The sequence below is a fragment of the Kitasatospora sp. NPDC051170 genome (assembly GCF_044455705.1).
Taxonomy (GTDB): Bacteria; Actinomycetota; Actinomycetes; order Streptomycetales; family Streptomycetaceae; genus Kitasatospora.
On the sequence record NZ_JBITFA010000004.1, the window covers coordinates 189230 to 209620 of the forward strand.

Genomic DNA, 20391 nt, shown 5'->3' on the forward strand with positions numbered 1-20391 from the left:
GTTCCGAACCGGGATCAGCCGCCGAGGATGCGCAGCCCGGGCAGCAGCCCCGGGATGAGCGGGGGCACGTCCACGCCCTGCTGCTGCGGGGCCGCGCCCGGCGGGCCGGGCACGGTGCTGGCCCGGGGCGCCTGCGGCGGGGCCGCGTCGGTGCTGGGCGAGGGCTTGGGGCCGGTGAGGCCGTTGGTGAGGTTGCCCACCAGGCCGTTGACGGCGTCGGCGCCGCCGCCGGGCAGGGCGCTGGGCAGGCCGCCGCCCTGGGTGCCGCTGCCGGTGGCCCCGTTGCCGGGGTTGGCCGGGGTGCGGTCGGTGCCGCCGGGGCGGTTGGCGCCCGTGCCGGTGCCGCCCTGGGTCTGGTCGGTGCCGGGGGTGGTGCCGGTGCCGCCCTGGGTGTCGGCGGAGGAGCCGGGGGTCCTGCCGGCGGTTCCGTCGCCCGCTCCGTCGCCGGGCCGGCCGTCGCTCTTGGCGGCGGGCTGGGCCAGGTGCAGGGGCGCGACGTCCTCGCTTATGTCGTCGAAGAGGCGGTTCACCTGGTCGGCCTGCCGGGTGAGCTGGACGGGCAGCTTGCCCTCCAGCTCCGTCCAGCGGCCGTCCTCGTCGTTGGCGAACCCGGCGAGGGCGCGCATCGGATCGAGCGAGCCGTTGCTGCGGTAGACGGAGCGCAGCAGGTCGCGGCCCTTGAGGGCGTCGGTGTGCATGTCGTCCAGGGCCCGGCGGACCTGGTCGACGGTGCCCGGGCTGAGGGCGCCGGCCGGGTCGCCGCGGCCGACCAGGCTCTTGGCCTCGCCGAGGCGGGTGGCGGCGTTGTCGAGCAGCAGCCGGCCGCGCTCGGAGTCGGAGTCCGCGAAGTCGAGGCGGAGGCCTTCGAGTCCGCGCTTCATGCCGTACAGCGTGTCGCCCGGGAGGGCGTTGGAGCTGGCGGCCGCGGCGCCGGCGAGGCTGCCGACGGCGAGCCCGGCGACCAGGCCGCCGATCGCGAACCGGCGGCTCCAGCGGCCGCGTGGTGCGGTCCGGACGGCGCGGTGGCGGCGCTGGCGGGGCACGGTGGCGCCGCCTCCGCCGGCGAAGGCCTGCTCGAACGCGGCCATCAGCTGGGCGCGTTGGACGGTCCGGACCTCGTGGTCGAGCTCCGGACCGGGCAGGGCTCCCAGCGCGTCGGCCACGCCGACCAGTTCGGCCATCGCGGCCGATCCGGCGCCGATGGCGGCGGGGTCGGCCGTCTCGGCGCCGGCCGCGCGGCGCTGCTCCGTCTGGTGGGCCTCCAGCACCTCGGCGAAGGCCCTCGCCCGCCGGTGCTCCAGCACGTTTGCCGTCACGGGCCTCACCTCCCTTCGTCGTTGTCGACTGCCCGGCCTGCCGGACGGTTGCCCGGGCGGGCCAAGGCCACTCCATCGGGTGACAGGTCGCAATTCGACTTGACGGTATGCCCGGTGGTGGCTTGCACGCTGGCCAACGAGCGGTGCGGGCGGTCGGTTACGCGTGGCTGATCATCGGATCGACCGTTCACCCGGACGTGTCGGCCGCACACGGATGGTGACGTGCGGCCCGGCGGGCCCGCGGTTATCGCGCCTTCGGTCACCGCCGCCTCACCGCGCGTCGGGCGGGAGGAGCCGGGCCAGGGTGCGTACGGCCCGGTACTGGAGGGTCTTGATGGCGCCCTCGTTCTTGCCCATGATCCGCGCCGTCTCGGCCACCGAAAGCCCTTGCAGGAAGCGGAGGGTGACGCACTCCTGCTGCTGCGGGTTGAGTCGGCGCACGGCGTCCAGCAGGGCGGCGTTGGAGAGGGACTCCAGCACCGACTCCTCGGGGCTGCGCTCGCACTCGTTGGAGTCGAGCATCTCGCCGGTGGTGACCTCCAGCCGGAACCGGCTGGACTTGAAGTGGTCGGCCACCAGGTTGCGGGCGATGGTGACGAGCCAGGCGCCGAAGTCGCGCCCCTGCCAGGTGAAGGTGCCGATCCGGCGCAGCGCGCGCAGGAACGTCTCGCTGGTGAGGTCCTCGGCCGTGGCCCGGCTGCCGACCCGGTAGTAGATGTAGCGGTAGACGGTGTCGGCGTAGTGGTCGTAGAGCCGGCCGAAGGCGTCGCTCTCGCCGTTCTGGGCCCGCTCGACGAGCTCCATGATCGGGTTGTGCTCGGTCTCGTAGCCGGGGCTGGGGGCGGTGCGGGTGCGCCCGCGTCCGAGGCCGGTGCTGCCGGTGCGGCTGCGCGAGCCGGTGCCGGCGGAGCCTGCGGCGGTGGTGCGCAGGGCGAGGCCCGGCCCGGGCTGGGGGCCGAACGCGGCTCCGGCGGGGACGAGTTGGGGTGAGGCGACGAACTGGCTGCGCAGCAGGGTGCGCAGCAGGTCGAGGCCCGTGGAGATCTGCCGCTCGGTGGCCGGTCGGCCGCGCAGACCGGTGCGGGGACGCAGGGGCGCGGACGACGGGCGGGAGGGTGCAGGCGCGTCGTTCCGGACGGGTGGGTACACGGGACTCCCAGAGGCAGAACTGTGGACGGATCACCTCCGCCTGCGCGGAGAGCGCGCCCGTTCCGCCCGTTCGAGCGGGGCGGTGGGGTGACGCGCATCCAGGAGAGAATAACGCTTTGTGCAATGACAGCTACACCGTGTGGCCGAAGTGGTCGTTTGAGATCCACTTGATGCGCATATTCGGCTGACACTGACCGGAGATGTCATCGTTCATCCGGCTCAACGTGATCGAACGGGCGCCCAGGGTGACCAATTCGGCGCTGCGACGGGCGGTTTCCCAGCCTTGGCGGTCGGCAACCCCTGACTTTCCCGGACTGGCGAACGATCAGAACCGGTCACCGGCGGCCAGGTTCACGCAGTGGGGCGTGAAACGCCTGGTGGGAGCGGGAGTTCGCCCGTACGAGGGGGCGGAAAAAGGCCCCGGTTGACGTCGCGTCGCCCGTCCGGGGGAGTGCCGTGAAGCCCCGGGGGGAAGGCGGTTCGGACGGCGGCTCAGCCGAGCCGGCGCCGCCGGTGCAGTGCCGCCGCGGCCGCCGCCGCCCCGGCGAGCACCCCGAGCGCGGCCGCCGCCGGCAGCCCGATGCGGGCGGCCCTGCGCCCGGTGCGGAAGTCGCGTACCCGCCAGCCCTGGGCCCGGGCGTGGCGCCGCAGCGCGCCGTCCGGGTTCACGACGTACGGGTGGCCGACGAGGGAGAGCATCGGGATGTCGTTGGCCGAGTCGCTGTAGGCGGCGCAGCGGTCGAGGTCGAGCTGTTCGCGCCGGGCCAGGGCGCGCACCGCGGCGGCCTTGGCGGGCCCGTGCAGCATCTCGCCGACGAGCCGGCCGGTGTAGAGGCCCTCGCGGGCCTCGGCGACGGTGCCGAGCGCGCCGGTCATGCCGAGCCGGCGGGCGATGATCCGGGCCACCTCCAGCGGGGCGGCGGTGACGAGCCAGACCCGCTGCCCGGCATCCAGGTGCATCTGGACGAGGGCGCGGGTGCCGGGCCAGATCTTGTCGGCGACGACCGGCTCGAAGATCTCCTCGCAGATCGCCTCGAGGTCGGCGGTGGGCTTCCCGGCGACGATGCCCAGGGCGGTGTGCTTGGCGTCGGAGATGTGGTCCGGGTCCTCGGTGCCGTGCAGCCGGAAGAGGGTCTGCTGCCAGGCGAAGCGGGCGATGTCGCGGCGGGTGAGGAAGCCGCGGCGGTAGAGGCCGACGCCGAGGTAGAAGATCGCGGCCCCGCGCAGGATGGTGTTGTCGCAGTCGAAGAAGGCGGCGGCGTGCGGGTCGTCCGGGTCGGGGGTGTGGTTCCCGGCGGGGGCCCTGGGCGCCTTGCGGCCGGCGGCGGGCGCCTCACCGCCCTGCGGCACCTCCTCCGCCACGTCCTGCGGCAGGGGCTGCGGCGCTGCGCGCAGCGCCGCCTCGGCGGCCTCCGCCGCGGCCTCGCCCGCCAGGGCGCTCCGCTCGGTGGGGGAGCGCCTCGCCTGGGTGAGCCTTCGGAGCACGGCCATGTCATCGAGCATAGCCAGCCGGGCGGAGAATGCTCCCGTGAGCCCATTGCTGCGACGCAGGACCCCCGAGCCCGGGAACCGTACCGTCACCCTCCTCGCCAAGCCCGGCTGCCATCTGTGCGACGAGGCCCGCGAGGTGCTGCTGCGGGTGACGGGTGAGCTGGGGGCGGCCTTCGAGGAGAAGGACGTCACCCAGGACGAGGAGCTGTTCCGCCGCTACTGGGAGCAGATCCCGGTGACCCTGATCGACGGGCGCCAGCACGACTTCTGGCGGGTCGACGAGGCGAGGCTGAGGGCCGCCCTGGCGCACTGACCGGGCTTCACCGCCCCCGCCGTCCGGCGGGGATGGTTCGCCGAATCGTTGTCGAAGACATCCCGGTTCGGCTTGGTTCGGGGCGCTACGGTCGGCTTACGATCGAACGCGTTTGCGCCCGTGGGGGGCTGATGAGCACACGAGGACTGCCGCCATGCTTCCCCGCCCGACCTCCGGCACCCCCGAAGCCCCCTCCGGGGCCCGGGGCTTCGCCGTGGTGGACGTGGAGGCGACCGGCCGCAGCCCGTGGCGCCACCGCGTGGTGGAGATCGCGGTGGTGCTGCTGGACGCGGCCCTGCGCCCCGAGGGCGAGTTCGCGACCCTGCTGGACCCGTCGGGCCCGGTCGGCCCCACCCATGTGCACCGGATACGCCAGGCCGACGTCGAGGGCGCCCCGCGCTTCCGCGAGATCGCCCCGCACCTGCTGGAGCTGCTGGCGGGCCGGGTGCTGGTGGGCCACCACGTCACCTGCGACCACGGCTTCCTGGACCGCGAGTTCGCCCGGATCGGGGTGCCGCTGCCGCCCGTCCCCCTGCTGTGCACGATGCGCCTGTCCCGTGAGCACCTGCCCCCGGCCCCCGGCTACGGCCTGGCGGCCTGCGTGGAGGCGGCGGGCCTGGGCTGGTACCCGGCGCACACCGCGCTGGGCGACGCCCGGGTGACGGCCGAGCTGCTGCGGCACTGCCTGGGCGCCCCCTCCTGCCCGCCGGACGACTGGGCGGGCCCGCTGCGCGAGGCCGCCGTGGTGCCCTGGCCCCGGCTGGGCCGGGCCCGCTCCCGCCCGTCCGACGCGGGCGTCCCGCTGGTGCGCAGGGAGGCGCCGTACGGCCCGTGGCTGCCCGGTGCCCAGGCCCCGGCCGTGGTCCTGACGCGATGCGGTGCTATGGGCTCGACGGCGTGATGCGCATCACTGTGCGGGGACAAATCGGACACCATCTTTGTGCACACGTTCACAAACGCATAGCCTGGCTGCCAAAGCCCAGCTTCACCCACAGGAGCACCGTGGCAATCGGCCGATCACCACAGAGCAGTTCGCAGACGCCCGACCAGGGCGCCGCGCGCCGACCCTCGCGTGCCCGGGGCATCCCGGAGGCGACGGTCGCGCGCCTCCCCCTCTACCTGCGGGCCCTCACCGCGCTCTCCGAGCGCTCGGTGCCGACGGTCTCCTCCGAGGAGCTGGCCGCCGCGGCCGGCGTGAACTCGGCCAAGCTGCGCAAGGACTTCTCCTACCTCGGCTCCTACGGCACCCGGGGCGTCGGCTACGACGTCGAGTACCTCGTCTACCAGATCTCCCGCGAGCTCGGCCTGACCCAGGACTGGCCCGTGGTCATCGTCGGCATCGGGAACCTCGGCCACGCGCTCGCCAACTACGGGGGCTTCGCCTCCCGCGGCTTCCGCGTCGCCGCCCTGCTGGACGCCGACCCCAACGTGGTCGGTTCCACGGCGGCCGGCCTGCCGGTGCGGCACATGGACGAGCTGGAGTCGATCGTCGAGTCCCAGCACGTCTCCATCGGTGTGATCACCACCCCGCCCGGCGCCGCCCAGCAGGTCTGCGACCGCCTGGTCGAGGCGGGCGTCACCAGCATCCTGAACTTCGCCCCCACCGTGCTGGCCGTCCCGGACGGCGTGGACGTGCGCAAGGTGGACCTCTCCATCGAGCTGCAGATCCTCGCCTTCCACGAGCAGCGCAAGGCCGGTGAGGAGCCCGACCGCACCGAGTCCGTCCTCGACCGCGCTCCCGGCCCGGTCCGAGCGGCCGCCGCCAAACTGAGGCGGGCGGCCGGCGGCAGCGGCAAGGGCCGCACCGCCGACACGCCGGCCAAGGACCAGGCCGAGCAGGCCAACGGCAAGAGCGCCAAGGGCGACGGGGACCTCTCCGCGGTGATGCCCGCATGAACACCGAGAGCCGCTGGGGGCGGGCATGAGTCTTCTCGTCGTCGGACTGAGCCATCGCACGGCTCCGGTCGGCGTGCTGGAGCGCGCCGCGCTGACGGGCGAGGTGCCCACCCGCCTGCTGCACGACGCCGCCGCCACCGCCACGGTGGCCGAGGCCGCGCTGCTCAACACCTGCAACCGGATCGAGCTGTACGCGGACGTGGACAAGTTCCACGCCGGCGTCGCCGAGCTGTCGCTGCTGCTCGCCCACCACAGCGGGGTGGACCTGGAGGAGCTGACCTCCCACCTGTACGTCCACTACGAGGACCGCGCCGTCCACCACCTCTTCTCGGTGGCCTGCGGCCTGGACTCGATGGTCGTCGGCGAGGGCCAGATCCTCGGCCAGCTGCGCGACTCCCTGGCCAAGGCCCAGGAGGAGCACACCGCCGGGCGCGGCCTCAACGAGCTGTTCCAGCAGGCCCTGCGGGTCGGCAAGCGGGCCCACAGCGAGACCGGCATCGACAAGGCCGGCCAGTCCCTGGTCACCTTCGGCCTGGAGCAGGTCGCCGCCGGCGCGGGCGAGATCGCCGGCAAGCGCGCCCTGGTCGTCGGCGCCGGCTCGATGAGCTCGCTGGCCGCCGCCACCCTGGTCCGCTCCGGCGTCACCGACCTGATGATCGCCAACCGGACCCCCGCCCGCGCGGAGCGCCTGGTCGAGATCCTCGGCCCGGACGTCGCCCGCACCCTGGACCTCGCCAAGGTCCCCGAGGCCCTCGGCGACGTCGACCTGGTGATCTCCTGCACCGGCGCGGCCGGCGTGGTGGTCAGGGCCGAGGACGTGGCCGCCGCCGTCGCCCTGCGCCCGGCCGGCGCGAGCCCGCTCGCCCTGCTCGACCTCGCCATGCCCCGCGACGTCGACCACGCCGTCCACGAGCTGGACGGCGCCCTGCTGGTCGACCTGGAGAGCCTCTCCCACGCCCACGCCGCCACCCCCGGGGCCGGCGACGTCGACCAGGTCACCCGGATCGTCGCCGACGAGGTGACGGCCTTCGGCGCCGCCCAGCGGGCCGCCCGGATCGCCCCGACCGTCGTCGCCCTGCGCTCGATGGCCTCCGACGTCGTCGCCGCCGAGCTGGGCCGCCTGGACTCCCGGCTGCCCGACCTCGACGAGCGCTCGCGCGCCGAGATCACCCAGACCGTCCGCCGCGTCGTCGACAAGCTGCTCCACGCCCCGACCGTCCGGGTCAAGCAGCTCGCCGCCGAGCCCGGCGGCGCCTCCTACGCGGAGGCCCTGCGCGAGCTGTTCGACCTCGACCCGGCGGCCGTCCACGCCGTCTCGGGCACCCCGGTCGGCGGCGCGCCCCAGCCCTCCGCCGGGGGCACCAGATGAACCGTCAGCCATCCCACGAGTACCACCGGGACGATCACCTCATGAATGGTCAAGCGATCACGGAGCCGGCCCCGGCCGACTCCGCCCCCCTGCGGCTCGGCACCCGGCGCAGCGCGCTGGCCATGGCCCAGTCGGGCATGGTGGCCCGCGACGTGACCAGGGTCACCGGGCGCCCCGTCGAGCTGGTCGAGATCACCACCTACGGCGACACCTCCCGCGAGGCGCTGGCGCAGATCGGCGGCACCGGCGTGTTCGTCTCCGCGCTGCGCGACGCGCTGCTGGAGGGCCGGATCGACTTCGCCGTGCACTCGCTCAAGGACCTGCCCACCGCCGCCCCCGAGGGCCTGGCCCTGGCCGCCGTCCCCGAGCGCGAGGACGTCCGCGACGCCCTGGTCGCCGCCGAGGGCCTGGCCCTGGACGAGCTGGTCGAGAAGCTGGAGGGCGCCGGCCGCCCGGCCCGCGTCGGCACCGGCTCCCCGCGCCGGATGGCCCAGCTCAACGCCTGGGCCGCCGCCCGCGGCGCCCAGTTGGAGACCGTCGCGATCCGCGGCAACGTGGACACCCGCATCGGCTACGTCGCCTCCGGCGGGCTGGACGCCGTCGTGCTGGCCACCGCCGGCCTCAACCGGCTCGGCCGCAGCGCCGAGATCTCCCAGCACCTCGACCCGGAGCTGATGATCCCCGCCCCCGGACAGGGCGCGCTCGCCATCGAGTGCCGCGCCGCCGACACCGGGCTGACCGCCGCGCTCGCCGCCCTGGACCACGCCCCCACCCGGGTCGCCGTGGCCGCCGAGCGCGCCCTGCTGGCCACCCTGGAGGCCGGCTGCTCGGCCCCGGTGGCCGCACTCGCCACCTGGGGCGGGGAGAACGAACTGCAGCTGGACGGCGTGGTCGGCGACCCCGACGGAACCGCCCTGCTGAAGATGTCCGCCAACGGTCCGATCGTCCTCGACGAGACCGCCGAACAGCAGGCGCGGGCCCTCGGCCACGCGCTCGCTGAACGGCTGCTCGCCGCGGGCGCGGACACCCTGATGGGGGAGCGAGCCCGATGAGCCCCACCGCCGCGACCGACGCCCTGTTCCCGAACGGGCACCCCGCAACCGGGCGGTGCACCTTCCTGGGCGCGGGCCCCGGTGACCCGGGCCTGCTGACCCTGCGGGCCGTCGAGGTGCTGGCCACCGCCGACGTCCTGGTCGCCGACCCGATGACCGCCGTCGCCGTGCGCAGCCACTGCCCCGCCTCCGTCCAGGTGCACCACCCGGCCGCCGAGGGCGCCGACTTCGACCTGGCCAAGCTGGTCGGCGAGGCCGTCCGCTCCGGCAAGCACGTCGTGCGCACCGTCGACGGCGACCCGGGCCTGGACGGCTGCGCCGCCGAGGAGATGCTCAGCTGCGCGGGCGACGGGATCGCCTTCGAGGTGATCCCGGGTGTCGCCCAGTCCGTCGGCGTCCCCGCCTACGCGGGCGTCCCGCTGCGCGGCGCGGCCGGCGCCGACGTGCGCTTCGTCGAGGCCGCCGCGCTGCTGGCCGGCGGCCCGGTGGACCTCGGCTCGGCCGACACCACCCTGGTGGTCCGCACCACCCTGGGCCAGCTGCCCGCCACGGCCGGCGCCCTGGTCGCCGGCGGCCGCACGGCCGATTCGGCGCTGAGCGCCACGCTCTCGGGCACCACCACCCGCCAGCGCACCTTCACCTCGACCCTCGCGGGCATCGCCGCCGACCTCAAGGCCGCCCGGGTGCTGCCCTCGCCGGTCTCGGCCCCCGTCGACCCCGCCACCCCGGTGATAGCCGTGGTGGGCGAGCAGGTCGCCCACCGCTCCTCGCACTCGTGGTTCGAGACCAAGCCGCTGTTCGGCTGGAACGTCCTCGTGCCGCGCACCAAGGAGCAGGCCCACGGCCTCTCCGAGCAGCTGCGCTCGTACGGCGCGGTGCCGCAGGAGGTGCCGACCATCGCGGTCGAGCCGCCGCGCACCCCGCAGCAGATGGAGCGGGCGATCAAGGGCCTGGTCACCGGACGCTACGAGTGGATCGCCTTCACCTCGGTCAACGCCGTGCGCGCCGTCCGGGAGAAGTTCGAGGAGTACGGCCTGGACGCCCGCGCCTTCGCCGGGATCAAGGTCGCGGCGGTCGGCGAGACCACCGCGCAGGCCCTGGTGGACTTCGGTGTGAAGCCCGACCTGGTGCCCTCCGGCGAGCAGTCCGCCGCCGGTCTGCTGGAGGACTGGCCGCCGTACGACCCGGTCTTCGACCCGATCGACCGGGTGCTGCTGCCGCGCGCCGACATCGCCACCGAGACCCTGGTCGCCGGCCTGGTCGAGCTGGGCTGGGAGGTCGACGACGTGACGGCCTACCGGACGGTGCGCGCCTCGCCGCCGCCGGCCGAGACCCGCGAGGCGATCAAGGGCGGCGGCTTCGACGCGGTGCTCTTCACCTCCTCCTCGACGGTGCGCAACCTCGTCGGCATCGCCGGCAAGCCGCACAACGTCACCGTCATCGCCTGCATCGGCCCGGCCACCGCCAAGACCGCCGAGGAGCACGGCCTGCGGGTCGACGTGATGGCCCCGGCGCCGTCGGCGGCCGCCCTGGCCCAGGCGCTGGCAGACTTCGGGGCCAAGCGCCGCGACACCGCGACGGCCGCCGGTGAGCCGGTCTACCGGCCCAGCGAGCGCCGCCCCGGCTCGCGCCGCAAGGCCGCCCGCTAGAGGGCCCGTCCGGCGGATCCCGCCGGGCGCGCGACGCCGGGCATCCCGCCTGGCCGCACGCCCGAATCGGCCAAGTACGTCCGGTACGAGGCCGACTCGGGCGCACGCCCAGCCGGGCGCCCGACGCCGCGCGCTCATCCGGCAGGATCCGCCGGACGGGCCCCGCCCCGTCCGGGGGCGGTGACCGCCGCCCCCGGTGCCGTGCAACCGTTCGGAGAGAGAAGCCGTGTCCGCTGAATTCCCGTACGTCCGCCCCCGCCGGCTCCGCCGGAGCCCGGCGATGCGCCGCCTGGTCGCCGAGACCCGGCTGCACCCGGCGGAGCTGATCCTGCCGCTGTTCGTCCGCGAGGGCGTCAGCGAGCCGGTGCCGGTCACCTCGATGCCCGGGGTCGTCCAGCACACCCGCGACACCCTGCGCAAGGCCGTCGTGGAGGCGGCCGAGGCGGGCCTGGGCGGCGTGATGCTGTTCGGCGTCCCGCTCGTGCAGGACGCGACGGGCAGCGAGGGCACCAACCCGGACGGCATCCTCCAGCAGGCGATCCGGGACGTGGTCTCCGAGGTCGGCGACTCCCTGGTGATCATGTCCGACCTCTGCCTGGACGAGTACACCGACCACGGCCACTGCGGCGTGCTGGCCGCCGACGGCAGCGTCGACAACGACGCCACCCTGGAGCGCTACGCCGAGATGGCCCGGGTGCAGGCCGACGCGGGCGTCCACCTGGTCGGCCCCTCCGGCATGATGGACGGTCAGATCGCCGTCATCCGCAAGGCGCTGGACGAGGCCGGGCACCAGGACACCGGCATCCTCGCCTACACCGCCAAGTACGCCTCCGCGTTCTACGGCCCCTTCCGCGAGGCCGTCGGCTCCTCGCTCAAGGGCGACCGCAAGAGCTACCAGCAGGACCCGGCCAACGCCCGCGAGGCGCTGCGGGAGCTGGAGCAGGACCTCGCCGAGGGCGCGGACATGGTGATGGTCAAGCCGGCCATGGCCTACCTGGACATCCTGCGCCAGGTCGCCGACGCCTCCCCGGTGCCGGTCTCCGCGTACCAGGTGTCCGGCGAGTACGCGATGGTCGAGGCGGCCGCCGCGAACGGCTGGATCGACCGCGAGCGGATGGTCATGGAGACGCTCACCTCGATCCGCCGCGCGGGTGCCGAGCAGATCCTCACCTACTGGGCCCTCGAAGCGGCCGCGATGCTCAAGTAGGAGGTACGGCATGACGGAAGGCCGGGCCCCCGCGAAGGAGGGGGCCCGGCCTTCCGTCATGCGAACGAACGACCGTACGACCCTACGACTCTACGACCCTGCGACCGGAGGCTACTTCCAGTCGTGGCTGTGCCAGCCGTCGGTGTGGGCGAAGCCCTCGAAGCCGCCCATCACGTCGGTGGAGGTGGCGGCGAAGCCGCCCACGGCACCGGCGGCGGTGTTCGAGGTGTGGGCGATGCCCCAGCCCTCGGCGGCCAGGAACGGCTCGTCGGCGGAGGCGACGAACTGTCCGCCGCCCGCGAGGCCGGTGTGGGCGAACGCCGGGGTGGCGGCACCGGCGAGCGCCAGTGCGGCGACGGCGGTGAGCGCGGCCTTGGCCAGCGTGCTCTTCATGGAACTGCCCTCTCTCTCGGAGCGCCCGGGCGGGCGCTCATGACACGTGATCACATCCGGCCGTCGGCCCCGACGCCCCACGCGCCGGGCCCGGTGACCGGTCACCCGGTCGGACCGCGCCGGATGGGCGGCCGGGCCGGACACCTCGTCACAAGCCCGGAGGGCCCGGGGAGACCAACCTCCCCGGGCCCTCCGTCCGTGCTGTGCGCCTTGATCAGCCGATCAGGTGCGAGACACCCGCGTCGCCCGAGGACTGGGTGTTCTGGCCGACGTTGCAGATCTGCTTCGGGGTGCTGTTCAGGACGGGCACCTCGACCGGAACCGCGACGCCGACGACGGCGACGGCGATGTTGTGGACCTCCGGCAGGCAGATGTTGGCGTTGTCCAGGGTGTGGAAGTTCGGGCTGCCGTTGCCGTGGGTGCCGGTCTGGTTGGTACCGCCGTTGCCCTGAACGGAGGTGGCGGCGCCGTCCGAGTCGATGATGGCGGAAGCCGAGCCGGCGGACATCGCGATGGCGGCGGCGGCCAGGCCGGCGGCGGCGAGGGACTTCTTGATCATTTCCGGTTTTCCTCTCGAGGGGTGAATCGGGGAGCGATTCGAAGATGGTTCAGAAGGTTCGGTACGGCTGGGGGAGCGTCAGCCGACCAGGTGGGACACGCCCGCGTCGCCGTGGCTCTGGGTGCCCTGGCCCTGGGTGCAGTACTGCTTGCCGCCGCTGTTGGCGATCGGGACCTCGACCGGGACGGCCACGCCGAGCACGCCAACCGCGATGTTGTGGATCTCGGGGAGGCAGACGTTCGCGTTGTCCAGGAAGTGGAAGTTCGGGCTGTTGTTCCCGACGGTGCCGGTGAAGTTGGTGCCGCCGTTGCCCTCGATCGAGGCGGCGGCGCCGTCCGCGTCACCGATCGCCGAGGCGGGCGCGGCGGCGGCGGCCAGCGCGGCGACGGCCAGGCCGGCGGCGGCGAAGGACTTCTGGATCATGGGGAGATCCCTCTCTGAAAAGCTCTCTGGTTTCCGTGCGTACAACGCGTAGAACGCTCAGACCCGGTCTGCAGTCACTGACGTCCAGATCAAAGAATGACGGCACGGAAGGTTACGGGGATTTTTGAAAAGAGTCCGGGAGGCGCGTCCGGAGGTGGTTTCCGGTCGGATTATTAGTCCGAACCGGTTAACGCCCGCAATCCGGACTCGGGCTGACTCGTTGAAGCAGTTTGCTTTCCGGCCGCGTGCGCGCGGTCTTCGGTACGAATGGATCTCCAGTACGGACAGGTGGAACGGTGAAAAGCATGAAGTTCTCCAAGCGGGCCGGCGCGATGCTGCTGGCGGTCGGTGCGGGCGTGCTCGCCTCCCAGGGATCGGCCTCCGCCGCCCCGATCGGCCCGGACCAGGTCGGGGCCCTGGAGGACAAGCTGGCCACCCAGCAGGTCCCCGCCGACATCCCGCTGGCGCCGCTGGGCAGCCACCTCCAGGCCGGCATCCCGGCCTCGCTGGTGATGCCGCCCGTGCCCGGCCGCACCACGAGCACCGAGCTGGTCCCCGACCACCTCGTCCCGCAGCTCAGCACCGGCCGGGTCGGCCCCAGCGCCAAGGCCGAACTGCCGCTCCCGCTGGTGGACCAGGGCGCCGACCTGGGCCAGGTGCTGCTGGACGCCCCGGCCGCGCCGCTGCACGCCGACACCCCCGGCCTCGCCCTCGGCAAGCCGCTGGCCCTCGCCCAGGACGGCACCGGGCAGCTCGCCGACGGCCGGCTCAAGGTGGACGAGGTGGACCCGCGCCTGGTCACCGGCGCCGTCCAGGCCGTCCCCGGGGCCAGCGCCAGCCTCGGCGGCGACGACCAGCGGATCTCCGTCACCGACAAGGTGAACGACCTGGCCACCACCGCCACCGCGACCACCACCGGCGTCGTGCAGCAGACCGGCCTGAGTGACCTGACCCAGCTCTGACGGTCCGTACGAGGAAGGGCCGGGCCCCCGCCGCGGGGTGCCCGGCCCTTCGCCGTACGCGACGCGGGCTCAGCCCGGCAGCACGCCGCTCAGCCCGCCGACCAGCGGCAGGTCCTTGACGCCGCCGCCCGTGCTCAGCGGCCCGGTCAGCAGGTCTGTGCCGACCGGGGCGAGGCCCTGGTCCGGCTTGAGGGTCGCGCCGTTGTTCAGCACGTCGGCCGAGGAGTTCGCCCACGGGTCCAGCCGCAGGCTCTTGATCGGCGCGACGCCGTAGCCGAGGCCGGAGGTCGTCCCGCCCAGCGCCTGGCCGACGTCCGTCTTCGCCAGCGTCGCCGGGCCCGGAGCGGGCGCAGGGGCGGGGGCGGCCTGGGCCGTACCGGCGCCCAGCAGCACCGCGGCGCCCACGGCGGCGGCCAGCGAGGCCCCGGTCTTCGTCGAGGTCTTCGGAAGCACGGTCTTCGGAAGCATGCGGATCACCCTTCGGTGGATCGGGGTTCCGGACGGTCGACCGCCCGGGGATGCCGAACTGCCCCCCGGCCGGTCGGTCGGGGGGCAGTACTACGGCCGATGGGGGTCCCCCCGGCCGAAGGCTGGGGGATGTTGCCGATCGGCGATCAGCAGTCGTCCGCGGGGTGGTGCGGGTGCGCGTCGATGTTGGCGCAGGAGTTGCCGAAGGCCGGGTTCAGCAGGCCGATCACGTTGATCGAGTTGCCGCACAGGTTGATCGGCACGTGCACCGGGACCTGGACCTGGTTGCCCGAGGCGACACCGGGGGAGCCGGCGGCCACGCCCTCGGCGCCCGAGCTGGCGGCGGCGGAGCCGGCCGCGCCCAGGACCAGGCCGGCGGCGGCGGCGGAGAGGACGGCGACCTTCTTCATGTTCTGCATGGGGGTTGATCTCCTCGATCACACACGGGGTGGAGCGAGCCGCGCCCCGCACTCGGGGCGCGGCACGGGCTCAGGGGAATCACGCGTCGCCGGCGCGGCGACGGCCGATTCAGCCGATGTTGGCGCAGTTGTTGCCGAACGCCGGGTTCAGGATGCTGATGACGCCGATGGAGTTGCCGCAGACGTTGACCGGGATGTGAACCGGGATCTGGATCTGGTTGCCGGAGAGCACACCCGGGGAGCCGGCGGCGACACCCTCGGCGCCGGAGCTGGCGAACGCACCGCCCGCGGCACCGAGGACCAGGCCGGTGGCGGCCAGGGACAGGGCGGCGGCCTTCTTGAAGTTACGCATCTGTTCTCCTCCGATTTCTGCCCGACCGTTGGGAAATGTCGGGAGGCGGGCGAGCAGGAATACTCGCCCGAGGTCTTCTGGGATTTCCGTGGTTTTCACTCCGGCGGCGCACACCGGCGTGTGGACGCCCATGGCTCGGACGTTGACGCAGCCGCCGCGTCGTGAGGGAGAACGAGACACGAGCCGTGGGGAAACGGTCCGGCCGAAGCTGATCACCCGAATGCCGATCGGGATCGCCATTGCTCCACACGGGTGACAGTGCGGGCACCGTCGCAACCGGTTCGGACGGGTCTCGTTCTAGATGTCGCACTCCCCGTGCATCTCTGTATGAACAGTCAGGAGGCTCGCATGAGCATCAAGAAGACCGCCGCCGTCGGCGCGGCCGTGGTGGGCATCGTGGCCGCCGGCGCCGGCACCGCGATGGCCAGCTCCGGCGCCGAGGGTGTCGCCGCGGGTTCCCCCGGTGTCATCTCGGGCAACCAGGTGCAGGTTCCGGTTCACATCCCGGTCAACCTGTGCGGCAACACCATCGACGTCGTGGGCCTGCTGAACCCGGCTTTCGGCAACCACTGCGTCAACGCGGGCTGACACCCGGCACCCGGTTCGGCCGGTGCGGGCCGCCGCTGCGCGCTTCCCTCCTGGGGCGCGTGGCGGCGGCTCTGTCGCGTTTCCCCCTGGGGATCGCCTGGAGCGCCGTCACGAGGCGTGCCGCAAGCCTTGTTGGACTACTCGTCAGTACCTAATGTGAGACCTGCTCACCTTTTCTTGCTCCTCCTGCTGGAACCGTCCGGCGCCCCCCGGCCGGCGGTTCCCCCACCCCCGCAAGGAGTTGCGTGTGACCAGGTTCCGATCGCCGGGGGCGCTGCTCGCCACCGGCGCCCTCCTCGCGGCCCTCGGCTTCGCCGGCGCCCCCGCCGCCGTCGCCGACACCCCCGCCGCCCCGGCCCCCGCCACCGCCCGTCCGGCCGCGATCGTCTCCCTCGGCGACAGCGCCATCTCCGGCGAGGGCGCGGGCACCGACACCAACGACGGGTACTTCCCGGAGACCGACACCCCGACCGACTACTGCCACCGCCACCCCAAGTCGGAGATCTTCGTCACCGACATCCCCGGCGTGACCCCGATCGACCTCGCCTGCTCCGGCGCCCAGACCGGCGACCTGGTCAGCGACCCCGCCCTCGCGAAGATCACCGGCCCGGGCAGCGGAGACTTCGGCGAGCCCAAGCAGGACGTCGGGCTCGCCGCCGCCGCCGGGAAGTACGACGTCAAGATGGTCGTGGTGACCATCGGCGCCAACGACGACTTCGACTTCAGCGGCATCATGATGCACTGCCTCGCGCAGTACTTCCCCGTCCCCAAGGACCAGGGCTGCCGCGACACCATCGGCAGCGACGAGATCCGCCGCCGGGCCGCGGCCCTCCAGCCGAAGGTCGTCGCCGCGCTGCAGAACATCCGGCAGACCATGCGCAACGCGGGCTACGCCGACTCCTCGTACCAGCTGGTCTACCAGTCGTACTTCAACCCGATCACCCCGGACATCCGCCGCAACGACTACCTCGGCAAGATCGCCGACGGCTGCCCGGCCTTCCCCGAGGACCTCGCCTGGGGCCACAACTGGGTGGTGCCCACCTTCAGCGACGCCCTGCGCGGCGCGGCCGAACAGGTGCCCGGCGTGCGGTACCTGGACCAGCGGCGGGTCGCCTTCGGGCACGAGGTCTGCGCCGAGTGGACCAGCTCCCCGTACGAGTACACCAACGGCGACGTCATCAACCTCGCCGAATGGGCCCGCAACGGCTGCGACGCGCAGATCGGCATCCCGGGCCTGTGCATGAACATGGTCCGCCAGTCGTACCACCTGCGGGTGGCCGGCTACCGGGGCGAGGGCGTCTGCCTCGGCCAGTTCTTCGCCCGCCCCGACCTGCCCCAGGCGTACTGCACCCTCAACCAGCAGAACGTCACCTCCATCCAGCCGCTCAGCCCCGGCAAGCCCTTCGGCGACACCCCCGAGGACGGCGCCTGGTACCAGCTCACCAACGCCGCCGGCGGCAACGCCCTCGACCTCACCGGCGGCGGCACCTACGGCGACTCCACCAACGGCCGCGCCGCCATCACCTATCCGGCCACCGGCGGGCTGAACCAGTCCTTCGTCCTGGAGGCCAAGGCCGGCGGCAGCTACGAACTCGACTTCAGCGGCAACCGCAACATGTGCCTGGACGCCAACGCCGCCTCCACCGCCCCGGGCACCCGGATCCAGCAGTGGGGCTGCAACGCCGGCGCCAACCAGCACTGGATCTTCAAGCCCTCCGGCGACGGCACCTACCGGATCGCCGACTCCGCCGACCCCACCAAGGTCCTCGCCGCCTCCACCACCCTCGACCCCAAGGGCAACCCCACCGTCCAGCTCGCCACCGACACCGGCGCCCCCGAGCAGCGCTGGCAGCTCGCCAAGCTCGGCATCGTCTACCTCCACGGCTAGGCCCTCTCTTTCGGATCTTGCCGGGCGGGCAACATCCGAAAGAGAGGGCCCTAGAACCCCTCACGAAGCCGTCGCCGCCCCCACCCGGGCGGCGACGGCCGCGCTCATCGGGTACGGCGTCTCCACCGGCAGCAGCCCCGGATCACGGGTCAGCCGGACCTGCTCGGCCAGCGCCATGGCATGGCGGCATCGTCCAGGGCCGCGCCCGGCGGGTGCCACGGCTTTTCGCCGGGCGAGTTCCCCGGGCGAGGCGGGAGGGGCGGAAGAGGCGGTGCCGTAGGCTCTCGGGCAAATCGCTGCGCCGAAGCCGCGCGGAAGTCATGAGCGGGGCGGAGTACGGGAGCAGATGAGCACGGCATCGAGTACCGCGTCGTCCAGTGCCGAGACCGCCGCGGCGCCCACAGCACCCGAGGTCACGCAGCGGGCGCCCGGGAGGTTCAGGGCGCAGGCCCGCCGGTTCGCGCCCGCCCTGGGCGCGTACGCGGCGGTCAAGGCGATCGGCCTGGCCGTCTTCCTCGGGCTGCTCGTCCACACCGGGGACTACCTCAAGAAGGCCCCGGGCCGAGGCGGCGGCGCTCGGCCCTGGGACGTGCTCGGCACCTGGGACGGCGTCTGGTACCAGCGCATCGCCGAGAACGGCTACAACCCGCAGCTGATCCCGCTGCACGGCTTCCCGCGGGCCACGTTCTACGAGAACTCCTCCGCCTTCTTCCCGCTCTACCCCTGGCTGATGAGGCTGGTCGGCGCCGTCACGGGCCTGGGCCCGTACGGCTCCGGGATCGTCGTCTCGGTGCTCGCCTCGCTGGTCGCCGCGGCCGGGATCTTCGCCGTGGCCGAGCGGCTGGGGGGCGTTCGCGCCGGGGTGATCGCCGCCGTGATCTGGGGGCTGTTCCCCGGCTCGGGCGTGGAGTGGGCCGTCTACTCCGACTCGCTGTTCGTCGCCCTCTCCGCCTGGGCCTGCTACTGCGTGATGACCCGCAGCTGGCTCACCGCCGGAGCGCTGACCCTGGTGGCGGGCCTCAACCGCCCGACCGCCGCCGCGCTGATCGCCGCCGTCTCGGTCTCCGCCCTGGTGGCGCTGATCCGCGGCAGGGACGGGGTGGCCCGCCCGCTGACCGCGATGCTGATCACCCCCTGGGGCCTGGTCGGCTACATCGCCTGGGTCGGCTGGCGGATGGGCGACTGGGGCGGCTACTTCAAGCTCCAGCGCGGCGCCTGGAACCGCTACTTCGACGGCGGCGCCTCCACCCTGAGCACCGTCATGGACGTGGTCACCGGGCACTGGACGTTCTGGCAGTCCAACCCGGCCCCGGACCTCATCGCCATCGCCCTACTGATGGCCCTGCCCGGCCTGCTGGTGCTGCTGTGGCAGGCCCGCCCGCCGCTGGTGCTGTGGGTCTACACCGGGCTCACCATCGTCCTGGCCCTGAGCAGCAACCAGATCTTCGACAACATCTCCCGCTACCTGCTGCCCGCCTTCCCGCTGTTCATCGGCCTGGCGGTGGCCCTGCGCCGGGCGCGGACCTCGACCGTGGTCGGCCTGTTCGCGATGCCCGTCCTCGCGGCGGGCTGGTACGCGGGGTACGCGCTCTTCGAGCTGGGCATCCCGTAGGCGGCAGCCCGCACCCCAGCCCGCACCCCAGCCCGCACCGCCGCTCGGGGGACGCCCGGGGCGCCACGGATTGGTTCGCAACGGGATCATCCGCTCCCGGACGGGCCGTTGCTAACCTCGACCGCATGACGACGACCTCGCCGGCGCCCCGCACCCGCGACCTCTCCGGTCTGCTGGACCACGCCAGCCACGTGCTGGCGACCAGGATGGCGGCGGCCTTCGCCGAGCTGGGGATCACCCCCCGCGAGTACAGCGTCCTCTTCCACGCCCAGCAGGCCGAGCACACCCAGATCCAGCTGGCCGAGCTGACGGACGTCGACAAGACCACCATGGTCGTCACCGTCGACGAACTGGAGAAGGCCGGCCTCGCCGAGCGCCACCCCTCCACGGCCGACCGCCGGGCCCGGATCGTCTCCGTCACGGAGGCCGGCGCCCAGGCCGTCGAGCGCGGCACCGCCATCGCCGACCGCGTCCACCGCGACCTGCTGGACTCCCTGCCCGGCCCCGAGCGCGAGGTCTTCGTCTCCGCCCTGGCCCGCCTGGTCGAGGGCCACCTCGCCGAACCCGTCGAGAGCGACCGCCCCGTCCGCCGCGCCCGCCGCCCCCGCGGCACCTGACCGCAGGTCGACTCACCTCAACTCACCGGCGGAGCAGGACCGTTACGGCCAGACCAGGCAGTACAGCTGGTGCCCCGCGTCGTGCAGCCGGTTCGCGAAGTCCTGCCACTCGTGCAGCATCGTGTAGATGACGAAGGCGTCGCGCGGCCCGCGCCGGTCCGGGACGGTGGACCAGATGAACGCGGCGGCGCCGAGCTCGGTCTCGTCCGCCTTGCGCAGCGGCTCGACCACGTTGTGCGGGAGCTGGACGACGGCGTAGTCGGGGTGGAGGACGACCAGCTCGAGCGGCGGCACCTGGTGCAGCGGGACGCCCTGGATGCCGGTGAGCACCATGGCGCTCATCGTCTCCGGCTTGATCTTGGTGGACAGGTGCCCGTTGGGCGAGCCGCTGGTCTCCATCAGGTCCCCGAGCCGGCCGAGCGCGCCGAGCTCGCCCGCGTCCAGGCCCAGCCCGCCCGGGCCGAGCGCGGTGGGCACTCTGGCGGCGGTGGCGCGGTCCGGTGCGCCGAAGTACTTGTACGTCACCCCCACGCGTCCCTCACCCCGCCTCTCGCCGCCGCGACGGCCACGTCCCGTCCCCGCTCCCGTACCCCCGCGTGCGGCTTCGGCCGGGCTGCGGGGGCCACCCGCGGCCTCGTCGTAGCCGTCCTGCGCCTCGGACACTCGGA

General features: G+C 73.5%; 22 protein-coding genes. 12 read left to right on the forward strand and 10 right to left on the reverse strand.

Annotated elements, in window-relative coordinates:
- Positions 1-14: 14 nt before the first annotated feature.
- The 3 genes from ACIBCA_RS10935 to ACIBCA_RS10945 all read right to left on the reverse strand — a co-directional run bounded on the left by ACIBCA_RS10935 (position 15) and on the right by ACIBCA_RS10945 (position 3956).
- Entirely contained in the window at positions 15-1316 is a 1302-nt protein-coding gene (locus ACIBCA_RS10935; RefSeq protein WP_396282563.1) for a DUF5667 domain-containing protein, read from the reverse strand.
- Positions 1317-1586: 270 nt separating this feature from the next.
- Positions 1587-2360 (reverse strand): ECF subfamily RNA polymerase sigma factor, BldN family, encoded by a 774-nt coding sequence (locus ACIBCA_RS10940; RefSeq protein ID WP_396282929.1) that lies wholly within the window; start codon positions 2358-2360, stop codon positions 1587-1589.
- Positions 2361-2957: 597 nt separating this feature from the next.
- The gene (locus ACIBCA_RS10945) at positions 2958-3956 is read right to left on the reverse strand and encodes an HAD family hydrolase (RefSeq protein WP_396282564.1); all 999 of its coding nucleotides are present in this window, start codon (positions 3954-3956) and stop codon (positions 2958-2960) included.
- 37 nt (positions 3957-3993) lie between these two features.
- On the opposite strand from ACIBCA_RS10945, the gene ACIBCA_RS10950 reads away from it, so the two are divergent.
- The 7 genes from ACIBCA_RS10950 to hemB all read left to right on the forward strand — a co-directional run bounded on the left by ACIBCA_RS10950 (position 3994) and on the right by hemB (position 11442).
- Positions 3994-4269 (forward strand): glutaredoxin family protein, encoded by a 276-nt coding sequence (locus tag ACIBCA_RS10950; protein ID WP_396282565.1) that lies wholly within the window; start codon positions 3994-3996, stop codon positions 4267-4269.
- 154 nt (positions 4270-4423) lie between these two features.
- Positions 4424-5170, forward strand: a complete 747-nt coding sequence (locus ACIBCA_RS10955; RefSeq protein ID WP_396282566.1) for an exonuclease domain-containing protein — start codon at positions 4424-4426, stop codon at positions 5168-5170.
- Positions 5171-5277: 107 nt separating this feature from the next.
- Positions 5278-6165, forward strand: a complete 888-nt coding sequence (locus ACIBCA_RS10960) for a redox-sensing transcriptional repressor Rex (protein WP_396282930.1) — start codon at positions 5278-5280, stop codon at positions 6163-6165.
- Positions 6166-6190: 25 nt separating this feature from the next.
- Positions 6191-7534, forward strand: coding sequence for a glutamyl-tRNA reductase (locus ACIBCA_RS10965; RefSeq protein ID WP_396282567.1), 1344 nt, complete (start codon positions 6191-6193; stop codon positions 7532-7534).
- Positions 7535-7575: 41 nt separating this feature from the next.
- Positions 7576-8586 (forward strand): hydroxymethylbilane synthase, encoded by a 1011-nt coding sequence (gene hemC, locus ACIBCA_RS10970; protein WP_396282568.1) that lies wholly within the window; start codon positions 7576-7578, stop codon positions 8584-8586.
- Positions 8583-10235 carry a uroporphyrinogen-III synthase gene (locus tag ACIBCA_RS10975; protein WP_396282569.1) on the forward strand — a complete coding sequence of 551 codons (1653 nt, stop codon included), beginning with the start codon at positions 8583-8585 and terminating at the stop codon, positions 10233-10235. The genes hemC and ACIBCA_RS10975 overlap by 4 nt, the downstream gene beginning before the upstream one ends.
- A 226-nt stretch (positions 10236-10461) precedes the next feature.
- Positions 10462-11442, forward strand: a complete 981-nt coding sequence (gene hemB, locus ACIBCA_RS10980) for a porphobilinogen synthase (protein WP_396282570.1) — start codon at positions 10462-10464, stop codon at positions 11440-11442.
- A gap of 111 nt (positions 11443-11553) precedes the next feature.
- On the opposite strand, the gene ACIBCA_RS10985 is transcribed toward hemB, so the two are convergent.
- From ACIBCA_RS10985 to ACIBCA_RS10995, 3 genes are all read right to left on the reverse strand, one after another.
- A complete protein-coding gene (locus ACIBCA_RS10985; protein WP_396282571.1) occupies positions 11554-11835 on the reverse strand; it encodes a hypothetical protein in 282 nt (93 codons plus the stop codon).
- Positions 11836-12049: 214 nt separating this feature from the next.
- On the reverse strand, positions 12050-12394 hold the full coding sequence (locus ACIBCA_RS10990) for a hypothetical protein (protein ID WP_031063479.1): 345 nt from the start codon (positions 12392-12394) through the stop codon (positions 12050-12052).
- A 78-nt stretch (positions 12395-12472) separates the two neighbouring features.
- The gene (locus ACIBCA_RS10995) at positions 12473-12817 is read right to left on the reverse strand and encodes a hypothetical protein (RefSeq protein ID WP_031063477.1); all 345 of its coding nucleotides are present in this window, start codon (positions 12815-12817) and stop codon (positions 12473-12475) included.
- A gap of 305 nt (positions 12818-13122) precedes the next feature.
- On the opposite strand from ACIBCA_RS10995, the gene ACIBCA_RS11000 reads away from it, so the two are divergent.
- Entirely contained in the window at positions 13123-13779 is a 657-nt protein-coding gene (locus ACIBCA_RS11000) for a hypothetical protein (RefSeq protein ID WP_396282572.1), read from the forward strand.
- 69 nt (positions 13780-13848) lie between these two features.
- Here the strand turns inward: ACIBCA_RS11000 and ACIBCA_RS11005 are convergent, their stop codons facing one another.
- From ACIBCA_RS11005 to ACIBCA_RS11015, 3 genes are all read right to left on the reverse strand, one after another.
- Positions 13849-14247 (reverse strand): hypothetical protein, encoded by a 399-nt coding sequence (locus tag ACIBCA_RS11005; RefSeq protein WP_396282573.1) that lies wholly within the window; start codon positions 14245-14247, stop codon positions 13849-13851.
- A gap of 146 nt (positions 14248-14393) precedes the next feature.
- Positions 14394-14666: a chaplin gene (locus ACIBCA_RS11010; RefSeq protein ID WP_396282574.1), complete on the reverse strand. Its 273-nt coding sequence runs from the start codon at positions 14664-14666 to the stop codon at positions 14394-14396.
- Between the two features lie 109 nt (positions 14667-14775).
- Entirely contained in the window at positions 14776-15018 is a 243-nt protein-coding gene (locus ACIBCA_RS11015) for a chaplin (protein WP_396282575.1), read from the reverse strand.
- A gap of 348 nt (positions 15019-15366) precedes the next feature.
- On the opposite strand from ACIBCA_RS11015, the gene ACIBCA_RS11020 reads away from it, so the two are divergent.
- The 4 genes from ACIBCA_RS11020 to ACIBCA_RS11035 all read left to right on the forward strand — a co-directional run bounded on the left by ACIBCA_RS11020 (position 15367) and on the right by ACIBCA_RS11035 (position 19723).
- Positions 15367-15606: a chaplin gene (locus ACIBCA_RS11020; RefSeq protein ID WP_396282576.1), complete on the forward strand. Its 240-nt coding sequence runs from the start codon at positions 15367-15369 to the stop codon at positions 15604-15606.
- Between the two features lie 247 nt (positions 15607-15853).
- Positions 15854-17494, forward strand: a complete 1641-nt coding sequence (locus ACIBCA_RS11025) for an RICIN domain-containing protein (protein ID WP_396282577.1) — start codon at positions 15854-15856, stop codon at positions 17492-17494.
- A 346-nt stretch (positions 17495-17840) separates the two neighbouring features.
- Positions 17841-19106, forward strand: coding sequence for a hypothetical protein (locus ACIBCA_RS11030; RefSeq protein WP_396282578.1), 1266 nt, complete (start codon positions 17841-17843; stop codon positions 19104-19106).
- Between the two features lie 125 nt (positions 19107-19231).
- Complete coding sequence (locus ACIBCA_RS11035; RefSeq protein WP_396282579.1) at positions 19232-19723, forward strand: MarR family winged helix-turn-helix transcriptional regulator; 492 nt, start codon at positions 19232-19234, stop codon at positions 19721-19723.
- Between the two features lie 42 nt (positions 19724-19765).
- Here ACIBCA_RS11035 and ACIBCA_RS11040 read toward each other — a convergent pair whose 3' ends face one another.
- The gene (locus tag ACIBCA_RS11040) at positions 19766-20248 is read right to left on the reverse strand and encodes a hypothetical protein (protein ID WP_396282580.1); all 483 of its coding nucleotides are present in this window, start codon (positions 20246-20248) and stop codon (positions 19766-19768) included.
- Positions 20249-20391: the final 143 nt, after the last annotated feature.

Coding starts and splice junctions, on each gene's coding strand:
- ACIBCA_RS10965 (WP_396282567.1), top strand. CDS start 6,191: ATGAGTCTTCTCGTCGTCGGACTGAGCCATCGCACGGCTCCGGTCGGC.
- ACIBCA_RS11035 (WP_396282579.1), top strand. CDS start 19,232: ATGACGACGACCTCGCCGGCGCCCCGCACCCGCGACCTCTCCGGTCTG.
- ACIBCA_RS10995 (WP_031063477.1), bottom strand. CDS start 12,817: ATGATCCAGAAGTCCTTCGCCGCCGCCGGCCTGGCCGTCGCCGCGCTG.
- ACIBCA_RS10985 (WP_396282571.1), bottom strand. CDS start 11,835: ATGAAGAGCACGCTGGCCAAGGCCGCGCTCACCGCCGTCGCCGCACTG.
- ACIBCA_RS11005 (WP_396282573.1), bottom strand. CDS start 14,247: ATGCTTCCGAAGACCGTGCTTCCGAAGACCTCGACGAAGACCGGGGCC.
- ACIBCA_RS11000 (WP_396282572.1), top strand. CDS start 13,123: ATGAAGTTCTCCAAGCGGGCCGGCGCGATGCTGCTGGCGGTCGGTGCG.
- ACIBCA_RS11020 (WP_396282576.1), top strand. CDS start 15,367: ATGAGCATCAAGAAGACCGCCGCCGTCGGCGCGGCCGTGGTGGGCATC.
- ACIBCA_RS10975 (WP_396282569.1), top strand. CDS start 8,583: ATGAGCCCCACCGCCGCGACCGACGCCCTGTTCCCGAACGGGCACCCC.
- ACIBCA_RS11015 (WP_396282575.1), bottom strand. CDS start 15,018: ATGCGTAACTTCAAGAAGGCCGCCGCCCTGTCCCTGGCCGCCACCGGC.
- ACIBCA_RS10990 (WP_031063479.1), bottom strand. CDS start 12,394: ATGATCAAGAAGTCCCTCGCCGCCGCCGGCCTGGCCGCCGCCGCCATC.
- ACIBCA_RS11030 (WP_396282578.1), top strand. CDS start 17,841: ATGAGCACGGCATCGAGTACCGCGTCGTCCAGTGCCGAGACCGCCGCG.
- ACIBCA_RS10945 (WP_396282564.1), bottom strand. CDS start 3,956: ATGGCCGTGCTCCGAAGGCTCACCCAGGCGAGGCGCTCCCCCACCGAG.
- hemC (WP_396282568.1), top strand. CDS start 7,576: ATGAATGGTCAAGCGATCACGGAGCCGGCCCCGGCCGACTCCGCCCCC.
- ACIBCA_RS11010 (WP_396282574.1), bottom strand. CDS start 14,666: ATGCAGAACATGAAGAAGGTCGCCGTCCTCTCCGCCGCCGCCGCCGGC.
- ACIBCA_RS10955 (WP_396282566.1), top strand. CDS start 4,424: ATGCTTCCCCGCCCGACCTCCGGCACCCCCGAAGCCCCCTCCGGGGCC.